The sequence below is a fragment of the Rhodopseudomonas telluris genome, from assembly GCF_042432815.1.
GTDB classification, from domain to species: Bacteria; Pseudomonadota; Alphaproteobacteria; order Rhizobiales; family Xanthobacteraceae; genus Rhodopseudomonas; species Rhodopseudomonas telluris.
Map to the genome: position 1 here is coordinate 326,578 of NZ_JBHLWM010000003.1, position 20,276 is coordinate 346,853.

Genomic DNA, 20,276 nt, shown 5'->3' on the forward strand with positions numbered 1-20,276 from the left:
TTCGCTGATCGCCAACATCCGGGCAGGCTTGGCCATTGCTGGATCGCACCGCGCCTGATCAAGACAACCGCGTCGGGGACGACGGTCCCGAGCCCGACGACGTCGTGGCGAGCGCGCCGCCATGGCGGCGGCCGATTGCCTGGCTGCGGCGCGCCGGGCAGTTCTTCTTCACGCTGAGCTTCTCCAGCCTGACGCGGCGGATCCTGTCGCTCAATCTCGCCGGCCTGCTCGCGCTCTCCACCAGCATCCTCTACCTGTCGCAATTCCGTGCCGGCCTGATCGACGCCCGCGCCCAGAGCCTGCTGGTGCAGGCCGAAATCATCGCCGGCGCGATCGCCGCCTCGGCCACCGTCGAAACCAACACCATCACGATCGATCCGGACCGCCTGCTCGATCTCAAACCCGGCGAAACCTACGGGCCGCCGGACGAATACGCGGTGCTGGATTTCCCGATCAATCCGGAGCGCGTCGCGCCGGTGCTGCGGCGGCTGATCTCACCGACCAAGACGCGCGCCCGCATCTACGACCGCGACGGCGTGCTGATCCTCGACAGCCGCAGCCTTTACGGCCGAGGCGACGTGATGCGGTTCGAACTGCCGCCGCCCGCCGCCGAGAAGCCCGGCATCGTCGAGCGCGCCATGATCGCGATCCGCACCTGGCTCAATCGCGGCGACCTGCCGCTGTATCGCGAGCTCGGGCCCGAGAACGGCAACGGCTATCAGGAAGTCGCCGACTCGCTGAAGGGCCAGAAGAACTCGATGGTCCGGATCAACGACCGCGGCGAGGTGATCGTCTCTGTCGCGGTGCCGGTGCAGCGCTTCCGCGCCATCCACGGCGCGCTGATGCTGTCGACGCAGGGCGACGATATCGACCAGATGGTCACCGCCGAGCGGCTGGCGATCCTCAAGATCTTCGGCCTCGCCGCCGTGGTGATGTTCGTGCTGTCGGTGCTGCTGGCCTCGACCATCGCGGGCCCGGTGCGCCGGCTCGCCGACGCCGCCGAACGGGTCCGCCGCCGCATCCGCGCCCGCGTCGAGATCCCCGACTTCACCACGCGGCGCGACGAGATCGGCCATCTGTCGGGCGCGCTGCGCGACATGACCGATTCGCTGTACAACCGCATCGAGGCGATCGAGGCGTTCGCGGCCGACGTCTCGCACGAGCTGAAGAACCCGCTGACCTCGCTGCGCTCCGCCGTCGAAACCCTGCCGCTGGCCAAGAATGCCAACAGCCGCGCCCGCCTGCTGGCGGTGATCGAGCACGACGTCAAACGGCTCGACCGGCTGATCTCCGATATTTCCGACGCCAGCCGGCTCGACGCCGAGCTGCAGCGCCAGGACGCCGCCCCGGTCGACCTGCGCCGGCTGCTGACCACGCTGACGCTGGTGGCCAACGAAACCCGGCTCGGCACCCATGCGGCGGTCGAGGTGCGGTTCGAGGGACCGCCGACCGACACCTTCTCGGTGCCGGGGCACGATTCGCGGCTCGGCCAGGTGATCTCCAACCTGCTGTCCAACGCGCAGTCGTTCTCGCGCGAGGGCGGCAAGGTCCAGATCGTCTGCCGGCGCCGCAAGACCGAGATCGAGATCGTGGTGGACGACGAGGGGCCGGGCATCCGCGACGACGCCTTCGACAAGATCTTCGAGCGCTTCTACACCGACCGGCCGCACCAGGGCTTCGGCCAGAACTCCGGCCTCGGCCTGTCGATCTCCAAGCAGATCGTGGAGGCCCATGGCGGCAAGATCCGCGCCGAGAACCGCCCCGGCCCGCGTGACGCCGATGGCGAGCCGACCGTGGCGGGCGCGCGCTTCGTGGTCCGGCTGCCCTCGACATGAGCGCGGCGGCGCCCAGCGTCCACGCCACCGCCGTCAAGGTCGGCGACCGCGCGGTGCTGATCCGCGGCCCCAGCGGCTCCGGCAAATCCCGTCTCGCCTTCGGGCTGATCGTCGCGGGACGCAGCCGCCAGATCCCTTCGGCGGAACTGATCGGCGACGACCGTGTCATGCTGGAACAGCGGGCCGGCGAACTCTGGGTTCGCCCGGTGCCGGAACTCGCCGGACTGATCGAGGTCCGGGGTCTCGGCATTCGGCGGTGCTTATTCGCGCCCGAGGCCGCCGTCGGTCTTGTCGTGGACCTCGCGGCAGCCGATGCCGGTCGCCTGCCGGAGGCCTCGGCGCTCGGTGTGGGGCTGGACGGCGTCCAATTGCCGCGGATCCCGGTGGGCGCAGACTACGATCCGCTACCTTTGGTGGTGGCGGCCCTGACGACAGCGGACGCTCTGGCGCCTGCGACACAGTTGGACGATTGTCGGAAGGATTTTGGTAACCATATGAGCCACACTATCGTCACTGATTAGACCCGCCCCGGTTCCCGATTTGTCCTTCAGTCGGAAGGAGAATCGCGAAGACCCCCTTGCATAGGGGCTCTGGATGGTCAAAGTGACCCGTTCGCGCGGTGCACCCAAGAAGCGCCCGCGAGGAGTTTCCGATGATTGGTCTGGTACTTGTGACCCACGGGCGCCTTGCCGACGAGTTCAAGGCAGCGCTGGAACACGTGATGGGGCCGCAAAAGCAAATCGAAGCCGTCACGATCGGCGCCGAGGATGACGCCGACTTGTGTCGCAGCGACATCATCGAGGCGGTGAATCGCGTCGACAGCGGCGACGGTGTGGCAATTCTGACCGACATGTTCGGCGGAACCCCTTCGAACCTTGCGATCTCCTGCATGAGCCGGCCGAAGGTCGAGGTGCTGGCAGGCATCAACCTGCCGATGCTGGTGAAGCTCGCCAAGGTCCGCGAGGAACGCGCCCTCCCGGATGCGATCGCGCTGGCCCAGGAGGCCGGCCGCAAATACGTCACCATCGCCAGCCGGGTGTTGGCCGGCAAATGACCGCAGACGTGCCCCAGACTGCGCCGGACGCACAGGCGGGCACGCCCGCCGGAAAAGTCTCCCGCGAGATTCCCGTCACCAATAAGCGCGGCCTGCACGCCCGGGCCTCGGCCAAGTTCGTCCAGATGGCCGAGAAGTTCGACGCCGACGTCACGGTGACACGCAACGGCGAAACCGTCGGCGGCACCTCGATCATGGGGCTGATGATGCTCGCCGCCGGCATCGGCACCAGCGTGACCGTCTCGGCGACCGGCCCGCAGGCCCAGGAGGCCGTCGCGGCGCTGGCCGAGCTGATGGCCAGCAAGTTCGGCGAAGAAGAGTAAATCTTCGAAGTCAGACAAAAATCCTGCGCCGTCATCCTGAGGCGCTCGCCCGCAGGGTGAGCCTCGAAGGATGCGTCCACGAACGCTGGTGCGCGCGGCCCATCCTTCGAGGCTCGCTGCGCTCGCGCCTCAGGATGACGCCTACTTCGCGGTCCCTTCCGGCAGCACCAGGAAGAACACGTCCTGCACGGTGCCGCCGGCGAGGCCGAACAGCGTCCGGTTGAGCCAGACTTTGCTGCGCAGAATCTGTTTCTGCCCCGCCGCGATCTGCTCGGCGGTCGCAAGACACGGCTGATCCGCCGCGGAACACACCAGCGCGGCGCCGCGCGCGGTCGCCTCGGCCTTCAGCGCCGCGATGTCCGAGGTCGCGAACGACCGTGTGTCGGTGCGCAGATAATACGCGGTGTTTTCGGCCAGCACGGTTTCGCCCGCCACCAGCCTGATCGGCAGCGAACTGTGCCGCTGCCATTCGCGCGCGATGTCGTCGGCGAGCAGCGAGGCGTATTCGAACGGCTCCGGATGGCTGGTGGTGTGGATCACCACCGCGACGCCCGGCGCCGCCGCCAGGATCGTCAGCGCCAGCGCCGCCGCGCCGATCAGCACCTTGCGCAGCGCGTCGCGCCCCACCGCGATCAGCGGCGACGACAGCAGCACGACCGGCAGCAGCGTCCAGGCCGGCATCGTCCACAGCGGCACGATGCGGATGCCGCTGACCAGCGCCACCGGCGCCGGCAGCACCAGCATCAGCACCTGGATCGTGACGATCAGCCGCCGCTGCGGATCGGCCGGCCAGGCGCTCTCGACCAGCGCCGCCCGCGACGGCCGCAGCAGCACCGCCCAGACGATCAGCGCCAGCGCCGCATAGCCGACGCAGCCGGCCAGATAGCTGAGCGTATCGCGTGCGTTATGCACGAAGCCGTCGGATTCATGCGCCGCCGCATAGGCGAAGGACGGAAACCGGTGCTCGACCAGCCACGCCAGATGCGGCGCCAGCACCAGCCCTCCGACCACGATCATCAGCCATGGCGCCGGCGAGCCAAAGAACCGCCCGCGCCGCGGATCCAGCAGCGCGCCGAGCCCGAGCGCGCCGACCAGCACGATCGACCAATATTTGCCCAGCATGGCGCAGCCGGCGAACAGCCCCGCCAGCGCCGGCCACAGCCATCCCCGCGCCTCGAACGCCCGCAGGAAGGCGTAAATCGTCAGCGCCCACAGCGGCAGCAGCACCGCATTGGCGTTGTATTTCAGCGCGATGAAATTGAAGAACGGAATGAAGGTCAGCAGCGCCAGCCCGAACAGCGCCTTCTCGGGCGCGAGATACCGCCGCATCGTCCGCCAGGCGATGTAGAGTGTCAGCGCGATGTTGACGGTGGCCAGCAGATGGAACGTGACGTCCGACACCGGCACCACGGTGAACCAGGCGCGCGTAACCAGCGCCGAGAACGGCGGGTGCTTGTCGTAGCCGAACGCCAGATGCCGCGACCAAGCGTACAGCTCGGAGACGTCGGCATGGACGTCGCGCGGCCAGGTGGCGATGGTGCGGTAGGCGGTCCAGATCGCCGCATAGACCGCCAGCGACAGCACGACGGTGCGGTCCTGTTGCTTCGGATCGAGCAGCGCGTCGATCCAGCGGTCGAGCAGCGACGGGGCGCGGGAAGTGGCGAGCGAGGTCATCCGGACCCTGGGCTGGAGGCAGGCGCAGCGGACATGATCCGCTTCCGCCGGCTCCGTCAAGCACGCCAAAAGCGGCGGTTTTTCGGGCGGTTGCGCCGTCCGTTCGCCTTGCCGGGCCGGAGTCCGGGTGCTATCTGCCGGCCATGACCACCGTCCCCATCGACAACATCCGCAACTTCTCCATCGTCGCCCATATCGACCATGGAAAGTCGACGCTCGCCGACCGCCTGATCCAGATCACCGGCGGCATGTCCGACCGTGAAATGGCCGGCAAGGAGCAGGTGCTCGATTCGATGGATATCGAGCGCGAGCGCGGCATCACCATCAAGGCGCAGACCGTGCGCCTGAAATACCATGCCAAGGACGGCAAGGACTACATCTTCAACCTGATGGACACGCCCGGCCACGTCGACTTCGCCTACGAAGTGTCGCGGTCGCTGGCGGCCTGCGAAGGCTCGCTGCTGGTGGTCGACGCCTCGCAGGGCGTCGAGGCGCAGACGCTCGCCAACGTCTATCACGCGCTCGACGCCAATCACGAAATCGTCCCGGTGCTCAACAAGGTCGACCTGCCGGCCGCCGAGCCGGAGAAGATCAAGCAGCAGATCGAGGACGTGATCGGGCTCGATGCGTCCGACGCGGTGATGATCTCGGCCAAGACCGGCCTCGGCGTGCCCGACGTGCTGGAAGCCATCGTCACCCGTCTGCCGCCGCCCAAGGGCGACCGCGAGGCGACGCTGAAGGCGCTGCTGGTCGATAGCTGGTACGACGTCTACCTCGGCGTCGTCGTTCTGGTGCGCATCGTCGATGGCGTGCTGAAGAAGGGCCAGCGCATCCGCATGATGGGCACCGGCGCCGCCTACGACGTCGAGCGCGTCGGCTTCTTCACGCCCAAGATGGTCAATGTCGAGGAGCTCGGCCCCGGCGAAGTCGGCTTCATCACCGCGGCCATCAAGGAAGTCGCCGACACCCGCGTCGGCGACACCATCACCGACGACAAGAAGCCGATCACCGAGATGCTGCCGGGCTTCAAGCCGGCGATCCCGGTGGTGTTCTGCGGCCTGTTCCCGGTCGACGCCGACGATTTCGAAACGCTGCGCGCCGCGATGGGCAAGCTGCGGCTCAACGACGCGTCGTTCTCGTTCGAGATGGAGACCAGCGCCGCGCTCGGCTTCGGCTTCCGCTGCGGCTTCCTCGGCCTGCTGCATCTGGAGATCATCCAGGAGCGACTATCCCGCGAGTTCGATCTCAACCTGATCGCGACCGCGCCGAGCGTGATCTATCACATGAAGCTCACCGACGGCAGCGAGATGGAGATCCACAACCCGGTCGACATGCCGGACGTGGTCAAGATCGCCGAGATCCAGGAGCCGTGGATCGAGGCGACGATCCTGACGCCCGACGAGTACTTGGGCTCGGTGCTGAAGCTGTGCCAGGACCGCCGCGGCAATCAGAAGGAGCTGACCTACGTCGGCGCCCGCGCGATGGTGAAGTACGACCTGCCGCTCAACGAGGTGGTGTTCGACTTCTACGATCGCCTGAAGAGCGTGTCGAAAGGCTACGCCTCGTTCGACTATCACCTCACCGACTACAAGCCGGCCGACCTGGTGAAGATGCAGATCCTCGTCAACGCCGAGCCGGTGGATGCTCTCTCGATGCTGGTGCACCGCACCCGCGCCGAAGGCCGCGGCCGCGCCATGGTCGAGAAGATGAAAGAACTGATCCCGCCGCACATGTTCCAGATCCCGATCCAGGCGGCGATTGGCGGCAAGGTGATCGCCCGCGAAACCGTCCGCGCCCTGCGCAAGGACGTCACCGCCAAATGCTACGGCGGCGACATCACTCGAAAGCGCAAACTTCTGGAGAAGCAGAAGGAGGGCAAAAAGAAGATGCGCCAGTTCGGCAAGGTGGACATCCCGCAGGAGGCGTTCATCGCGGCGTTGAAGGTGGATAGCTGATTTCTCGCGACCGTCGTCGCCGAGTTGGTAGCCCGGATGCAGCGAAGCGCAATCCGGGTTCGGTCCCGCAGCAACCGACCTGCATGTCGCTTCGTAAAGCCAGGCTCCTGGGCTGAGCGCGAACACTTCCGCACTGATTCCGTCATGGCCGGGCTCGTCCCGGCCATCCACGTTCTTTCCCGCAGCTTGCGCCTCAAGACGTGGATGCGCGGCATGACGCGGGAGAGGCGGCCTGCTGCTTGTCGTTGAGGCTGTCCCGGATTTCGCTTCGCTGCATCCGGGCTACGGGACTCATGAAAAACCGCAGCTACTCCGCCGCATCCCCGACCGGCCGTAACTCGCCGGCGGCCTGCATCACATCATGCAGCGCGATCGGGTCCCAATCGTAGCCGTTCGGCCAGGTCGGCACGCCGTTCTCGACGAAGACGCGCCTGAAGTAAGCGGGGTCCTTGAGCGGCTCGAGCAACGGGCCATGTTCGCCGAGAATGAAGCCGAGATCGTGCTCGCCGACGGTGTCGTCGGAAAACTCGAGTTTCAGCCGGTCACCATCGAGCGCTGTCGCGCGTCGCACCTTAATCAGCATCATCGTCCGGACCCGCAATTCGCTCGAGCGTTTCGTGTCGTCGCGCCCGCTCCCAATTCGCAAGCAGCGCCGTCTGCCGCAACGTTACCCATCGTCGTGCAGGTCACCGCTCGTGAGGCGTGGGAGCACTCGTAGCCCGGATGAGCGAAGCGACATCCGGATCTTTGACGGTGCGCTGCACTCCCCGGATGTCGCTTCGCTCATCCGGGCTACGGGACTGATTTCGTCCCTCACCCAAACAACACCCGATCCACCGCATGCAGATCCTTCGGGTCGAAGTACTTCTTCACCCACGCATCGGTCGTGCCGAGGAACCAGCCGGCGTCGACGGCGGCCTGGGCTTTGGAGGCCTGGGGCGCGGCTGATTTGGCCATGGCTTTCTGCTTGGCGGTCTTGCTCTTGTCGTTGCGGGCGACGCTGTCGAGGAAGTTGAAGTGATCGACCAGCGCCAGCGCCTCGATGGCGAACACGGTGGCGACGTCGCCGTCACGGATCGCCAGCAGGTTGTCGCCGTTGTTCATCTCGCCGCCGGTGGCGAGGTTGGACGAGCCGCAGAACACCACGGGGTCGTCGCCGTTGAAGCCGCAGACCACGAATTTGTGGTGGATCTGGTGTTTGACGCCGCCGATGTTCGGCACCTGGTTGAACGGCGGCGGCAGTTGGGTATCGACCGGCTTGCCGGTGACCAGCACGCCGGTGGTCTTGCCGAGCGGGTACAGATAGATGCCGTCCGGATTGTCCGAGATGCCGAAGCTGAAGATGTCGGTGTTCTTGTGCAGCGTCTTCAGCGCCTCGTAGACCGGGCTGTTGCCGTTGGCCATCTCCATCACGGCGAACAGCACGCTGCCCTTGCGTTTGCGCAGCTTGGCTTCCTTGGCGATGCGACCCACGATCGGATCGAGCGCGCGGGCCGCGCCGTCCTCGTCGTGCGGCGCGAAGGTGAAGTCGGTCGCCGGGGTGGTCTTCGACGCCGTCGAGAACGTCTGCTGCGACCACTCGGAGGCGATGAACGCCGCCTTCTTGACGTCGGTGGCCCAGACCTCTTCGAACACGCCCGCATAGAGGCCTGCGACCTGGGCGTCGGTGTAGATCACCACGTGGTTGGAATTGACGTAGAGGCCGGTCACCGAGAAATTGGTCGAGCCGGTCATTACCTTGACCGGGCTGGTCTTGCGGGCACCGACGCGGGAGACGACAAACACCTTGTCGTGGGCGTAGCGGCCGAAATGGCCGCGCTTGATCAGCTCGCGTTTTCCCGCGGCCTTTTCGAATAGTTCGGTGAATTCGTCCTCGGGCTTGGGATCGCTCGTGCTGTGATGCAGCGCCGCGTTGTCGAGGATGATGCGGATGCGGCCCTGCTTGGCGAGCTTGAGCAGGCGCTGGATCAGGTCCGGCTCGTTGAGGTCGTAGGCGAACACGTCGAGCGTCAGAGTCTTGTCGGCCAGCACCTCGTCGAGGATCGCGAATATCTTCTCGCGCGCGGTGAAGCCGAGCCACTGGTATTCGTCCGCGTAGGTGAAGGTCTCGCCGCACGCATTGGTGCCGGAGACTTCCGAGGTGTCGAACAGCAGCTCGTGCCCGGCCGGCTGGATCTTCGCTCTCAGGCCGAAGTGATTCACGAAGGCCTGCGACTGGGTGTAGCCGCGGGTGAAGCCGAGTTCGAGCCCGGCCTTGGCGAAGTGATTGACCTCGACCTTCACAGAGGCGCTGAGCTCGGGATCGAGCGGCAGCAGCGCGCCGTCGTCGAAATAGCGGGGCGTCACCGTGTAGGTGTAGGGGCCGAGAAACGGCGTCAGCCCCTGGTGATTGACGCCGGGCACATGCAGCCAGCGGAATTTGTGGATCGGCGCGTTGATGCTGGAGCGCGCCGGCTCCTTCGGGTCCTGCGCGTGGCTGGCCGGCGTCTTGAACTGCAGCTCGTTGTAGATGTAGTACGCGTCGCCGCCCTGCGGCTGGCACTGGATGGTGAAGCCGGCGAGATTTTTCGCGTCCGCCTTGCTGGCGAGATTGAACGCCAGCAGCGTCTTGGCATCGCCCCGATAGGCAATCAGCGTCAGGCTGCCCTTCGTCGTTACGACCTTGGCCATCTCGGCCTCCCTGAAAATGATCTGAAACTATCAATCTGCCAATCGGCGCATTATTGCACGCCGCCGCGAGCCCGCAATCGGCGCGGGAGGTGGCATGGTAGCAAAACGCGGTGACGATTCTGCTGCGCCGCGGCCGTGCAACTGACCAAATTCGCACAACGCTACGGCGCCGCAGCCTGTGGGCCGCGCCGAATTGCCGCGCAGTTACGTCGCCGATGTTTGCGGCAGATCACGCCGGGCCGGCGCGGCCCGCCGCATCCTGACGGGATCGATCACGACGCCCGCCGCAGACCGATCGCGCGGGCCGGGACCACGCCCATGACGACATCCACCACGCTGCCCTTCGCTCCGTCCGACCTCGAGGCCGCCACCCGGATCGCCGAGCCGGATGTCGACCTGCTCGACGCGCTGGTGCGCAGCGACGATCCGGACGATCAGGCGCGCATCCTGGCGCGGGTGGTGCTGTCGGCGTTCGACAATTACTACGCGGTCTCCCGGCGGATTCCGTCGCTCGCCAAGGCGGCGTTCGAGGCGCGCGACTGGACCCTCACGGTGCGGCTGTCGAAGGCCCGCATCGGGCTCTACACTACCTGCATCGACCAGCTCGTGCCGCCGCTGAAGGCCGGCATGCCCGAGCTGGTCAAGGACGAGCAGCTTTGGGCCCGCGCCGAGGCCGAGCTGCTGGCGGCGATCGCGGGCCGCTACGAGGCCGACTTTGCGTTCGCGTTCTGGCATTCGCTGCGGCGCAAGCTGGTCGACGACGAATGGCGGCCGGTGTCCTACGATTCCGGCCCGGCGGCGCGGCCGCCCGCGTCTTCCGCCGCGATCCTCGACGCCACCGTGACGACGCTGCCGATCCGCCCGGCGGTGATCCGCGAGATCCTCGCCGGCGCCGGGCTGGAGGCGCCGTGGCGCGATCTCGACGGCGACGCCGCGCTGGCCGCCGCGGCGATCGAGGCCGCGCTCGAACCGCTCGGCCCGCGCGACGGCGAGCCGACGCGGATCGAGATCGCGCAGTCCGGCTTTTTCCGCAATCGCGGCGCGTGCCTGATCGGGCGCATCAAGCTGCGCGACCGTGGCGACATGCCGATGCGCAGCATCCCGCTGCTGATCGCGCTGCTCAACGAGGACGACGGCCTCGTGGTCGACGCCGTGCTGACGGACAGTGACGAGCTGCAATTCGCGTTCTCGTCGACGCTCGCCAACTATCACGCCACCAACCCGCATTATCACGAGCTGGCGCGGCTGCTGTACGAGCTGATGCCGAAGCGGCCGCTCGGCACGCAATATTCGTGCATCGGCTTCCATCACCTCGGCAAGGTCGCGGTGATGACCGAGATCCTCGCCGAGCATCAGCGCAGCAAGGAGCGTCTCGCCACCGCGCCGGGCTTCAAGGGCACGGTGGCGATCGCCTTCACCATGCCGTCCTCGGCCTATGTGCTGAAGATCATCCGCGACCATCCGACCGACGACTACAAGTTCGATTACTTCGACGGCCTCGACGCGGTGCTGCGCAAATACAATCTGGTGCACGAGATCGACCGCGCCGGCTCGATGCTCGACAACATCATCTATTCCAACGTCAAGCTCGACCGCACCATGTTCGCGCCCGATCTGCTCGACGAGCTGCTCGAGGCCGGCATCGGCACGGTGACGATGGAGCGCGGCGCGCTGGTGTTCCGGCATCTGATCGTGCAGATCAAGCTGACTCCGCTGCCACTTTATCTCGGCACCGCGAAACCCGACGACGCCCGCGCCGCGGTGGTCAATCTCGGCGACTGCATCAAGAACAACGCCGCCGCCGACATCTTCAACAAGGACCTCGACGGCCGCAATTACGGCGTCAGCCGCATCCGCAAGGTCTATCTGTTCGATTACGACGCCGTCGAGCCGTTGACCGACGTCAAGATCCGCAGCGCCGACGCGCCGCGCGGAACATTCGAAGACGGCGTGCTGTTCCGCCCGTCCGACATGCTCGAAGGCCTCCGCATCGACGACCCCGCGCTGCGCCGCGCCTTCCGCGACGCGCATCCGGAGCTGATGCAGGCCGAATATTGGCAAACGATGCAGCAGGCCCTGCGCGCCGGCAAGGTCCCGCGCGTAATGAACTACCCGGCGAAGCGGCGGCTGCGGGCGTAAAGGTCAAGCTCCCGGTCTTGTTTCTTGGCTCCCGCGTCGGCGCTCCATCGAGCGGGACCCGGCCAAACCGACCAGCCCTCATCCTGAGGAGCCCGGCGACGCCGGGCGTCTCGAAGGATGAGCTGCAGGGCAACGCGCGCACTAGGGCGTGCGCGGCCCATCCTTCGAGACGCCGCGCTGCGCGCGGCTCCTCAGGATGAGGCAGAGTGTGTGGCGGGTGCGGTAAGCGAACCATGGCCTGGCAATGCGTCGGCCATCCCCGCCCTTGCCGAACCCTCCCGCCGCCTCTACCTGTTCGAGGCTCTGTTTCGGACGAGGACCGCAGCCCATGCTCGACGCCGCCATCAAGGCGCTGACCCAGATTCTGTCGCCGCCGATGCGCTCCATTCTGTGGCGCTCGATCGGCTTCGCGCTGGCGCTGATCGCCGTGGCGGCGATCGGGCTGCAGCGGGTGCTGAGCTGGCTCGCCAGTTCCAGCGAGCTGTGGGCCGAAGCGGCGCTCGGCGGCTTTCAGACGCCGCTGCATATCCTGTCCTGGGTGGTGTCGATCGCGGCCGGGCTCGGCATCGTGGTCGGCGCGGTGGTGCTGATGCCGGCGGTGACGTCGCTGGTGGCCGGCATCTTCGTCGACGAAGCCGCCGAGCATGTCGAGCGCGCATACTATCCGAACGAGGAGCCCGGCGTCGCGCTGCCGGTCGGCGTCGCGGCGATCGAAACCATCAAGACCGCGCTGCTGACCATCCTGGTCTATCTGGTCGCGCTGCCATTCCTGTTCGTCGCTGGCGCCGGCGTGATCGTGTTCTTCCTCGCCACGGCGTGGCTGCTCGGCCGCGAATATTTCGAGCTCGCCGCAATGCGCTTCCGGCCCGCCGCCGAGGCGAAAGCGATGCGGCGCGACAACGCCACCACGGTGTTCATCGGCGGGCTGATCATTGCGGCCTTCGTGTCGATCCCGATCGTCAATCTGGCGACGCCGCTGTTCGGCATGGCCTTCATGGTCCACCTGCACAAGCGCCTGTCCGGCTCCCGCCCCGAACTGATCGCGCCGGATCGGCGGCGGGTGACGATGGGCTGATCGCCGCCGGCGATCCGCGCAAAGCACGCCTCCCCACAAAGGCCGTCATGGCCGGGCTTGACCCGGCCATCCATCCCCTTCGCAACGACCTTACAATGAGCGCGCTCCGCGCGCGATGGATGCGCGGATCAAGCCCGCGCATGACGCTTCGTGGATTACTGCGGCCGCGCTTACTTAGCCGGCGTCTCGCCACCGAAGCGGCGCTTCACCGCGTGGGCGACTTCCTGCGCGGCACCGCCGACGATCATCAGCACGAAGCTGGCGAAATGGGACATCTTCATCGCAACGCTCTCCGTTCGAGCCGAGCGCCTCGCGAATCGCGTGAGTGACCACCGAAGCCGATGGCCGATGAGTTCGCAGCAGGCGCTCGTTGCGATTGATATTGGACCGCATTTGCGGGACTCAAACGCGAAATCGGCCTTTTCACTGACGATTTCACGCTTGTCACGGCGCGCGGACAGTTTTCGTCAACGTCGCCGGTCAGCACTGCCGGGTGTCGGCGCCGAAGTGTCGCGGCCGTCTGACGCCAAGTGTCAAGCCGGCGCGCCAAGGACGACCACGCTGCACGCGCAACCCGCACGGCCAGCGCAGCCCGATTCGCCACTACAGTAATCAAGTACCAACTACACGAGAATCGCAGACCGAGACGGAACCCTGCGAACGCTACGCATTTGACAGTTCGGCCCGGCGATGTTGCCATGGGCGCAACCAACGAGAACGATCATGCGACGCGCCCTCAACGATAATCAACCGCAGTCCTTCGCCGCGTCGCTCGCCAAGCCGAACTGGACCGAAGAGGGGCGCGACTGGCCGCATCGCGCGGCGAGCTCCTTCGTGCACGCCGGCGGCCTGCGCTGGCACGTGCAGCAGATGGGCCGCGGCCCGGTGGTTCTGCTGATCCACGGCACCGGCGCGGCGACGCATTCGTGGCGCATGCTGGCGCCGCTGCTGGCCGAGCACTTCACCGTGGTGGCGCCGGACCTGCCGGGCCACGGCTTCACCGCCACGCCGCACGCGTCGCGAATGTCGATGGCCGCGATGGCGCAGGATCTCGCCGCGCTGCTGCGCGGGCTCGGACATCGCCCCATGATGGTGGCGGGCCATTCGGCCGGCGCCGCGGTGGCGGCACGGATGTGCTTCGACGGCAGCATCACGCCGGCCGCGCTGGTCGGGCTCAACGCCGCGCTGATGCCGATCGGCGGTGCCGCGAGCCGCTACATGCTGCCGCTGGCCCGCATGCTGGCGACCAGCGCGCTGGTGCCGCGCCTGGTCGCGCGCTTCGCCCGCAATCCCGGCATGGTCGAGCGGATGATCGCCGACACCGGCTCGACGCTCGAGCCCGCCGGCGTCGATTACTATCGCCGCCTCGTCGGCAATTCGGGCCATGTCGCCGCGGCGATCCGGATGATGGCGAGCTGGCGCCTCGACGAGCTGGCGGCAAAGCTGCCGCAACTCGCCCCGCGCCTGCTGCTGATCGCCGGCAGCAACGACAAAACCATCGCCAGCCGCGATTCGACGCGGGTGCAGGCCATGGTGCCGGGCGCGCGCGTCGAGGTGATGCAGGGCCTCGGCCACCTCGCCCACGAGGAGCGCCCGCACGACGTCGCCGGCCTGATGACCGAACTGGCACGCGAGGTCGGCCTGCTGCCCCGGATGCTCGCGGCGGCGGAGTAACCAGAAGGACGTGATCAGGCGTCCACGCAAAGGCACCAATGCCCTCGCCGCAACGAAGTCGTCATCGCCCGGTGTGAGGAGCGGCCGCTGTCTCGCCCCCGTCATGCCGGGCTCGACCCGGCACTCCATTCTCTTCGCAAACAGACATCGCCAACGTGCGATGGATGCGCGGGTCAAGCCCGCGCAAGACGTCCGACGCAATGGCAGTCCGCATCGTCGCTAAACCGACGCAGTTGCGCGGCATTGCTCCTTGAAAACATCCGCCGGGTCCGCATCGCGCGGCCGGCGTGCTCAAGGAGACCACATGGTGATGTCGCTCGGGTCCTGCCGCGTCGCGCTGCTGGCGATGCTTGTGGCCACAACGACGCTCGCGCCGCTGCATGCGCAGGATGCCGCGTCGTCGCAACCGGCAGCCGCGCACAGCAAGTCCGGCGCGTCGCCCGGCAAGGCCGCGGCGTCGGAGCCCGATCAGCATCGGCTGCCGCCCGACTCCATCACCAAGCACACGCTGGCGCTGCCCGGCCGCAGCCTCTCCTTCACCGCCACCGCCGGCACCATCCGGCTGTTCAACGACAAGAACGAGCCGCAGGCCGACATCGCCACGACGGCCTATCAGCTGGACAACACCGACGCGCGGACGCGGCCGGTGACGTTCCTGTTCAACGGCGGCCCGGGCGCGTCTTCCGCGTGGCTGCAGCTCGGCGCCGCAGGCCCATGGCGGCTGCCGCTGGCGGGCGACGCGGCGTCGGCCTCGGCGACGCCGGCGCTGCTGCCGAACGCCGAGACCTGGCTCGACTTCACCGACCTCGTGTTCATCGACCCGGTCGGCACCGGCTACAGCCGCTTCGTCGCCGACGGCGAGGACGTGCGCAAGCGGTTCTACTCGGTCGAGGGAGACGTCGCGGCGCTGTCGCTGGTGATCCGCCGCTGGCTCGAACAGCACGACCGGCTGCTGTCGCCCAAATACGTCGCCGGCGAGAGCTATGGCGGCATCCGCGGCCCGCGCGTGGTGCGCGACCTGCAGACCAAGCAGGGCGTCGGCATCAAGGGCCTGATCCTGGTATCGCCGGTGATGGATTTCCGCGAACTCTCCGGCTCCAGCCTGCTGCAATACGTCACCCGGCTGCCCAGCATGGCGGCGGTGGCGCGGCAGCAGAAGGGTCCGGTGACCCGCGCCGCGATGGCCGACGTCGAGGCTTACGCGCGCGGCGAATATCTGGCCGATCTCGTGAAGGGCGAAGCCGATCAGGACGCCACCACGCGGCTGTCGGATCGCGTCGCCGCACTCACCGGCATCGACAAGACCGTCAGCCGCCGGCTCGCCGGACGATTTGATACTTCCGAATTCCAGCGCGAATTCGCCCGCGCCAGCGGCAAGGTGACCGGCCGGTTCGACGGCTCGGTGCAGGGGCTCGACCCGTTCCCGGATTCCAGCGACGGCCAGTTCGGCGATCCGTCCGCCGATGCGCTGATCGCGCCGCTGACCAGCGCCGCAGTCGACCTGACCCGCAACAAACTCAATTGGCGGCCGAGCGGCTCGTATCAGCTGCTCAACGGCGCGGTGTCGGGCCAGTGGGATTTCGGCCGCGGCCGGCATCCGGTCGAGTCGATCACGCAGCTGCGCGAGATCCTCGCGGTCGATCCGAAACTGCGCGTACTGGTCACCGGCGGCCTGTACGATCTCGCCGCGCCGTATTTCGGCAACCAGATCGTGCTCGATCAGCTCCCGCCGACGCTGGCGCAGAACCGCGTCAGCCTGATCGTCTATCCCGGCGGCCACATGTTCTACGCCGACGACCCATCGCGGCAAGCGCTGCGCGACGACGTCAAGGCGATGATGAAGTAATTATTCCGTGACGTATCCGTCATTGCGAGCGAAGCCAAGCAATCCAGCGCCGCGCACGATGCTGGATTGCTTCGTCGCGGAGCCTTGTACTCGGACGGCGCATAGCGCCGATCCGAGTGCTCCTCGCAATGACGGAGAGGCCAGCGCACTAACTCACCGTCTTCTCCGGCCAGCGGCACAGATCGTTGATCAGGCACACCTCACAGCGCGGCTTGCGGGCCAGGCAGGTGTAGCGGCCGTGCAGAATCAGCCAGTGGTGGGCGTGCTGCATGAACTCCGGCGGGATCACCTTTTCGAGCCCGAGCTCGACCGCCAGTGGCGTCTCGCCCGGCGCGAGCCCGGTGCGGTTGCCGACGCGGAACACATGGGTATCGACCGCCATGGTCGGTTGGCCGAACGCCATGTTGAGCACGACATTTGCCGTCTTGCGCCCGGCGCCCGGCAGCGTCTCCAGCTCTGCGCGCGTACTTGGCACTTGCCCACCAAAGTCGGAGATCAGTTTTTGCGACAGCGCAATCACGTTCTTCGCCTTGGTGCGAAACAAGCCGATGGTCTTGATGTAGTCGCGCACGCTCTCCTCGCCGAGCGCCAGCATCTTGGCCGGCGTATCGGCGATCGCGAACAGCGCCCGCGTCGCCTTGTTGACGCCGGCGTCGGTCGCCTGCGCCGACAACACCACCGCGACCAGCAAGGTGAAGGGGTTGACGTGTTCGAGCTCGCCTTTCGGCTCCGGATTGGCCTTGGCGAAACGGGTGAAGGCCTCGTGGACCTCGGCCGCGGTCCAGCGGCGGGGGGCTTTGGGCTTCTTCGGCGCCTGCCGCGACTTTGTCGCAAGCGATTTCGGCTGCCTTGGGTTTGCCTCAAGACCGGAGGCGGACTTCTTCGCCGATTTCGGGGGGGCAGGAACGGAAATGCGGCGAGTGGTTTTGGGCATGGATGAGGTATAATATTCCGCGATGACGACAGACAGCGATCTTGATCCGGATCGGGCCCAACCGAAACTGTTTTCGGCGCTGCTCAAGCCGCATCGCGCCTTGAGTCACAAGGCATTTCTGACCCTGATGGCGGCGCTCGGCACGATCAGCTTCGCGGTCGGAATCGGCTTCTGGATGATCGGCGCGTGGCCGGTGTTCGGCTTCTTCGGCCTCGACCTGCTGGCGATCTATATCGCGTTCCGCGTGACCTTCGCGCGCGGCCGCGCCAGCGAGGAAATCCTCATCACGCCCAACGAGTTACGCATCCGCCGCACGTCGCATCGCGGCGACGTGGCCGAATGGGTGCTCAACCCGCTGTGGGTGCGACTCGAAAAGATCGTCCACGCCGAATTCGGCATCGAGCGGCTGTATCTGGTCTCGTCCGGCCGCCGCGTCAGCATCGCGAATTTTCTCGGCGCCGACGAGAAAGCCAGCTTCGCCAATGCGTTGAGCGCCGCGCTCGACGTCGCGCGGCGCGGCCCCGTGTACAACTGAGGCCGGAAAGCGGGTGGCTGCGACCGCGGCGGCTTGTATCATCGGCGCCATGATGAACCTCGTCGTCTCCGACCACATCCTCGCCAAGCCCGGCCCGCGCGATGCGGCGCTGGCCGACTACGACTGCGTTCGCCGCGCCATCGCGTTCATCTCGCAGAAGTGGAAGGCGCAGCCGACCGTCGAGTCGATCGCCGACGCGGCCGGGCTGACGCCCGACGAACTGCACCATCTGTTCCGCCGCTGGGCCGGGCTGACGCCGAAAGCCTTCATGCAGGCGCTGACGCTCGACCACGCCAAGGGCCTGCTGCGCGATTCCGCCAGCGTGCTCGACGCTGCGCTGGAATCCGGCCTTTCCGGTTCCGGCCGGCTGCACGATCTGTTCGTGACCCATGAGGCGATGTCGCCGGGCGAGTGGAAGAGCGGCGGCGCCGGGCTGACGCTGCGCTATGGCTTTCATCCCTCGCCGTTCGGCACCGCCGTCGTGATCGCCTCGGACCGCGGCCTCGCCGGCTTGGCTTTCGCCGATCCTGGCGAGGAGCAGGCCGCGTTCGTCGACCTGCAGCAGCGCTGGCCGCGCGCGAGCTGTATCCCCGATCAGGCCTTCACGGCACCGTTCGCCAGCCGCGTGTTCGACCCGTCGCAATGGCGCGCCGAGCAGCCGCTGCGCGTGGTGCTGATCGGCACCGATTTCGAAGTGCGGGTGTGGCAGACGCTGCTCAGGATCCCGATGGGCAAGGCGCTATGCTACTCGGACATCGCCAATCGGATCGCGTCTCCGAAAGCCTCGCGCGCGGTCGGGGCGGCGGTCGGCAAGAACCCGATCTCTTTCGTGGTCCCGTGCCACCGCGCGCTCGGCAAAGGCGGCGCCCTCACCGGCTATCACTGGGGCCTGACCCGCAAACAGGCGATGATCGGCTGGGAAGCCGGGCGAATCGAGGCGGGCAGCCCCTCCAGCCGAACGATTGACGAGGCCGGGCTGCGACCATAGGTGTGAGGTGCGCCATCGGCGTCCCCGCACCCAGGAAAGTGTTTGCCATGCAGTCCCGTCGCCCCGTGATGCTCGTGATCCTCGATGGCTGGGGATGGCGCGAGGACCCGGCAGACAATGCCGTGCTGCAGGCCAAGACCCCGACCTTCGACGCCTTGTGGTCGAACGGCCCGCACGCCTTCCTGCGCACCTCGGGCAAATCGGTCGGGCTGCCGAACGGCCAGATGGGCAACTCCGAAGTCGGTCATCTCAACATCGGCGCCGGCCGCGTGGTGATGCAGGATCTGCCGCGGATCAGCGACGCCATCGCGAGCGGCGAGATCGAACGCGCGCCGGAACTGCTGGCCTTCATCGAAAAGCTGCGCGCCAGCGGCGGCACCTGCCACCTGATGGGCCTGGTGTCGCCGGGCGGCGTGCATTCGCTGCAGGATCACGCCGTTGCGCTGGCGAAGATTCTGGCGAAGGCCGGGATCCCGACGGTGCTGCACGCCTTCACCGACGGCCGCGATACGCCGCCGAAATCCGCAGTCGACGACATCGCCCGGCTGCGTGCCGAACTGCCCGCGAACGTGCCGATCGCCACCGTCAGCGGCCGCTATTATGCGATGGACCGCGACAATCGCTGGGAGCGCGTCGGCAAGGCCTATGGCGTGATCGTCGAGGCCGACGGACCGCGGTTTGCGGATGCCGATGCGGTCGTTGCGGCCGGCTACGCCTCCGGGGTGAACGACGAATTCATCGTGCCGGCCGTGGTCGGCGATTATCAGGGCATGCGCGACGGCGACGGCGTGCTGTGCTTCAACTTCCGCGCCGACCGCGTGCGCGAAATCCTCGCGGCGCTGCTCGACCCGGGTTTCGCCGGCTTCCCGCGCAAGCGCGTGCTGAAGATCGCGGCCGCGGCCGGCATGACGCAGTACTCGACCGCGCTCGATGCGCTGATGGGCACGATCTTCCCGCCGCAGAGCCTGGTCAACGGCCTCGGTCAGGTGGTCGCCGCCACAGGCCGGCATCAGCTGCGGATGGCGGAGACCGAGAAATATCCGCACGTCACCTACTTCCTCAATGGCGGCGAGGAAGTCCCGTATCCGGGCGAAGATCGCATCATGGTGCCCTCGCCCAAGGTGGCGACCTACGATCTTCAGCCGGAAATGTCGGCGCCCGAACTCGGCGACAAGGCCGTGCAGGCGATCGAGTCCGGCAAATACGACCTGATCGTCCTGAACTTCGCCAATCCCGACATGGTCGGCCACACCGGCAGCCTGCCGGCCGCGATCAAGGCGGTCGAGACGGTCGATACCCAGCTCGGCCGCATCGTCGCGGCGATCCGCAAGGCCGGCGGCGCGCTGCTGGTCACCGCCGATCACGGCAATTGCGAGATGATGCGCGATCCGGTCACCGGCGGACCGCACACCGCGCACACCACCAATCCGGTGCCGGTTCTGCTGGTGGGTGATAACGGGCCGCTGAGCGACGGCCAGCTGTCCGATCTGGCGCCGACGCTGCTGAAGCTGATGGAGCTGCCGCAGCCGGTCGAGATGACCGGCAAGTCGCTGATCGGTTAGCACCGATCGCGG

Annotated in this window: 16 protein-coding genes; 12 read left to right on the forward strand and 4 right to left on the reverse strand. The window is 67.1% G+C overall.

Features of this window, described 5'->3' with window-relative positions:
- Positions 1 to 35: 35 nt before the first annotated feature.
- The 4 genes from ACFFJ6_RS08275 to ACFFJ6_RS08290 all read left to right on the forward strand — a co-directional run bounded on the left by ACFFJ6_RS08275 (position 36) and on the right by ACFFJ6_RS08290 (position 3,212).
- Positions 36 to 1,835 carry a sensor histidine kinase gene (locus ACFFJ6_RS08275; protein WP_378386359.1) on the forward strand — a complete coding sequence of 600 codons (1,800 nt, stop codon included), beginning with the start codon at positions 36 to 38 and terminating at the stop codon, positions 1,833 to 1,835.
- Entirely contained in the window at positions 1,832 to 2,356 is a 525-nt protein-coding gene (locus ACFFJ6_RS08280; protein ID WP_378386361.1) for an HPr kinase/phosphorylase, read from the forward strand. Before ACFFJ6_RS08275 ends, ACFFJ6_RS08280 begins: the two co-directional genes overlap by 4 nt.
- Before the next feature lie 131 nt (positions 2,357 to 2,487).
- Complete coding sequence (locus ACFFJ6_RS08285; RefSeq protein WP_011439367.1) at positions 2,488 to 2,889, forward strand: PTS sugar transporter subunit IIA; 402 nt, start codon at positions 2,488 to 2,490, stop codon at positions 2,887 to 2,889.
- Positions 2,886 to 3,212: an HPr family phosphocarrier protein gene (locus ACFFJ6_RS08290; protein ID WP_378386364.1), complete on the forward strand. Its 327-nt coding sequence runs from the start codon at positions 2,886 to 2,888 to the stop codon at positions 3,210 to 3,212. The genes ACFFJ6_RS08285 and ACFFJ6_RS08290 overlap by 4 nt, the downstream gene beginning before the upstream one ends.
- A 141-nt stretch (positions 3,213 to 3,353) precedes the next feature.
- Here the strand turns inward: ACFFJ6_RS08290 and ACFFJ6_RS08295 are convergent, their stop codons facing one another.
- On the reverse strand, positions 3,354 to 4,886 hold the full coding sequence (locus ACFFJ6_RS08295; RefSeq protein WP_378386366.1) for a glycosyltransferase family 39 protein: 1,533 nt from the start codon (positions 4,884 to 4,886) through the stop codon (positions 3,354 to 3,356).
- A 143-nt stretch (positions 4,887 to 5,029) separates the two neighbouring features.
- On the opposite strand from ACFFJ6_RS08295, the gene lepA reads away from it, so the two are divergent.
- The gene (gene lepA, locus ACFFJ6_RS08300) at positions 5,030 to 6,841 is read left to right on the forward strand and encodes a translation elongation factor 4 (protein ID WP_378386368.1); all 1,812 of its coding nucleotides are present in this window, start codon (positions 5,030 to 5,032) and stop codon (positions 6,839 to 6,841) included.
- Positions 6,842 to 7,148: 307 nt separating this feature from the next.
- Here the strand turns inward: lepA and ACFFJ6_RS08305 are convergent, their stop codons facing one another.
- Positions 7,149 to 7,427, reverse strand: a complete 279-nt coding sequence (locus tag ACFFJ6_RS08305; protein WP_378386371.1) for a DUF2442 domain-containing protein — start codon at positions 7,425 to 7,427, stop codon at positions 7,149 to 7,151.
- A gap of 227 nt (positions 7,428 to 7,654) precedes the next feature.
- Positions 7,655 to 9,511, reverse strand: a complete 1,857-nt coding sequence (locus tag ACFFJ6_RS08310) for a phospholipase D-like domain-containing protein (protein ID WP_378386373.1) — start codon at positions 9,509 to 9,511, stop codon at positions 7,655 to 7,657.
- 318 nt (positions 9,512 to 9,829) lie between these two features.
- On the opposite strand from ACFFJ6_RS08310, the gene aceK reads away from it, so the two are divergent.
- The 4 genes from aceK (at position 9,830) to ACFFJ6_RS08330 (ending at position 16,245) form a co-directional block, all read left to right on the forward strand.
- On the forward strand, positions 9,830 to 11,650 hold the full coding sequence (gene aceK / locus ACFFJ6_RS08315; protein ID WP_378386375.1) for a bifunctional isocitrate dehydrogenase kinase/phosphatase: 1,821 nt from the start codon (positions 9,830 to 9,832) through the stop codon (positions 11,648 to 11,650).
- Between the two features lie 328 nt (positions 11,651 to 11,978).
- A complete protein-coding gene (locus ACFFJ6_RS08320; RefSeq protein ID WP_378386377.1) occupies positions 11,979 to 12,725 on the forward strand; it encodes a sulfate transporter family protein in 747 nt (248 codons plus the stop codon).
- A 723-nt stretch (positions 12,726 to 13,448) separates the two neighbouring features.
- On the forward strand, positions 13,449 to 14,399 hold the full coding sequence (gene bchO / locus ACFFJ6_RS08325; RefSeq protein WP_378386379.1) for an alpha/beta fold hydrolase BchO: 951 nt from the start codon (positions 13,449 to 13,451) through the stop codon (positions 14,397 to 14,399).
- Positions 14,400 to 14,703: 304 nt separating this feature from the next.
- A complete protein-coding gene (locus ACFFJ6_RS08330) occupies positions 14,704 to 16,245 on the forward strand; it encodes a S10 family peptidase (RefSeq protein WP_378386381.1) in 1,542 nt (513 codons plus the stop codon).
- 148 nt (positions 16,246 to 16,393) lie between these two features.
- Here ACFFJ6_RS08330 and nth read toward each other — a convergent pair whose 3' ends face one another.
- Complete coding sequence (gene nth, locus ACFFJ6_RS08335; RefSeq protein ID WP_378386383.1) at positions 16,394 to 17,179, reverse strand: endonuclease III; 786 nt, start codon at positions 17,177 to 17,179, stop codon at positions 16,394 to 16,396.
- 22 nt (positions 17,180 to 17,201) lie between these two features.
- Here nth and ACFFJ6_RS08340 point away from each other — a divergent pair, with 22 nt between their 5' ends.
- The 3 genes from ACFFJ6_RS08340 to gpmI are packed head-to-tail and all read left to right on the forward strand — an operon-like array spanning position 17,202 to position 20,264.
- A complete protein-coding gene (locus ACFFJ6_RS08340; protein ID WP_378386385.1) occupies positions 17,202 to 17,714 on the forward strand; it encodes a DUF2244 domain-containing protein in 513 nt (170 codons plus the stop codon).
- Positions 17,715 to 17,763: 49 nt separating this feature from the next.
- Positions 17,764 to 18,702, forward strand: a complete 939-nt coding sequence (locus tag ACFFJ6_RS08345) for a methylated-DNA--[protein]-cysteine S-methyltransferase (protein ID WP_378387037.1) — start codon at positions 17,764 to 17,766, stop codon at positions 18,700 to 18,702.
- Positions 18,703 to 18,749: 47 nt separating this feature from the next.
- Complete coding sequence (gene gpmI, locus ACFFJ6_RS08350) at positions 18,750 to 20,264, forward strand: 2,3-bisphosphoglycerate-independent phosphoglycerate mutase (protein ID WP_378386387.1); 1,515 nt, start codon at positions 18,750 to 18,752, stop codon at positions 20,262 to 20,264.
- Positions 20,265 to 20,276: the final 12 nt, after the last annotated feature.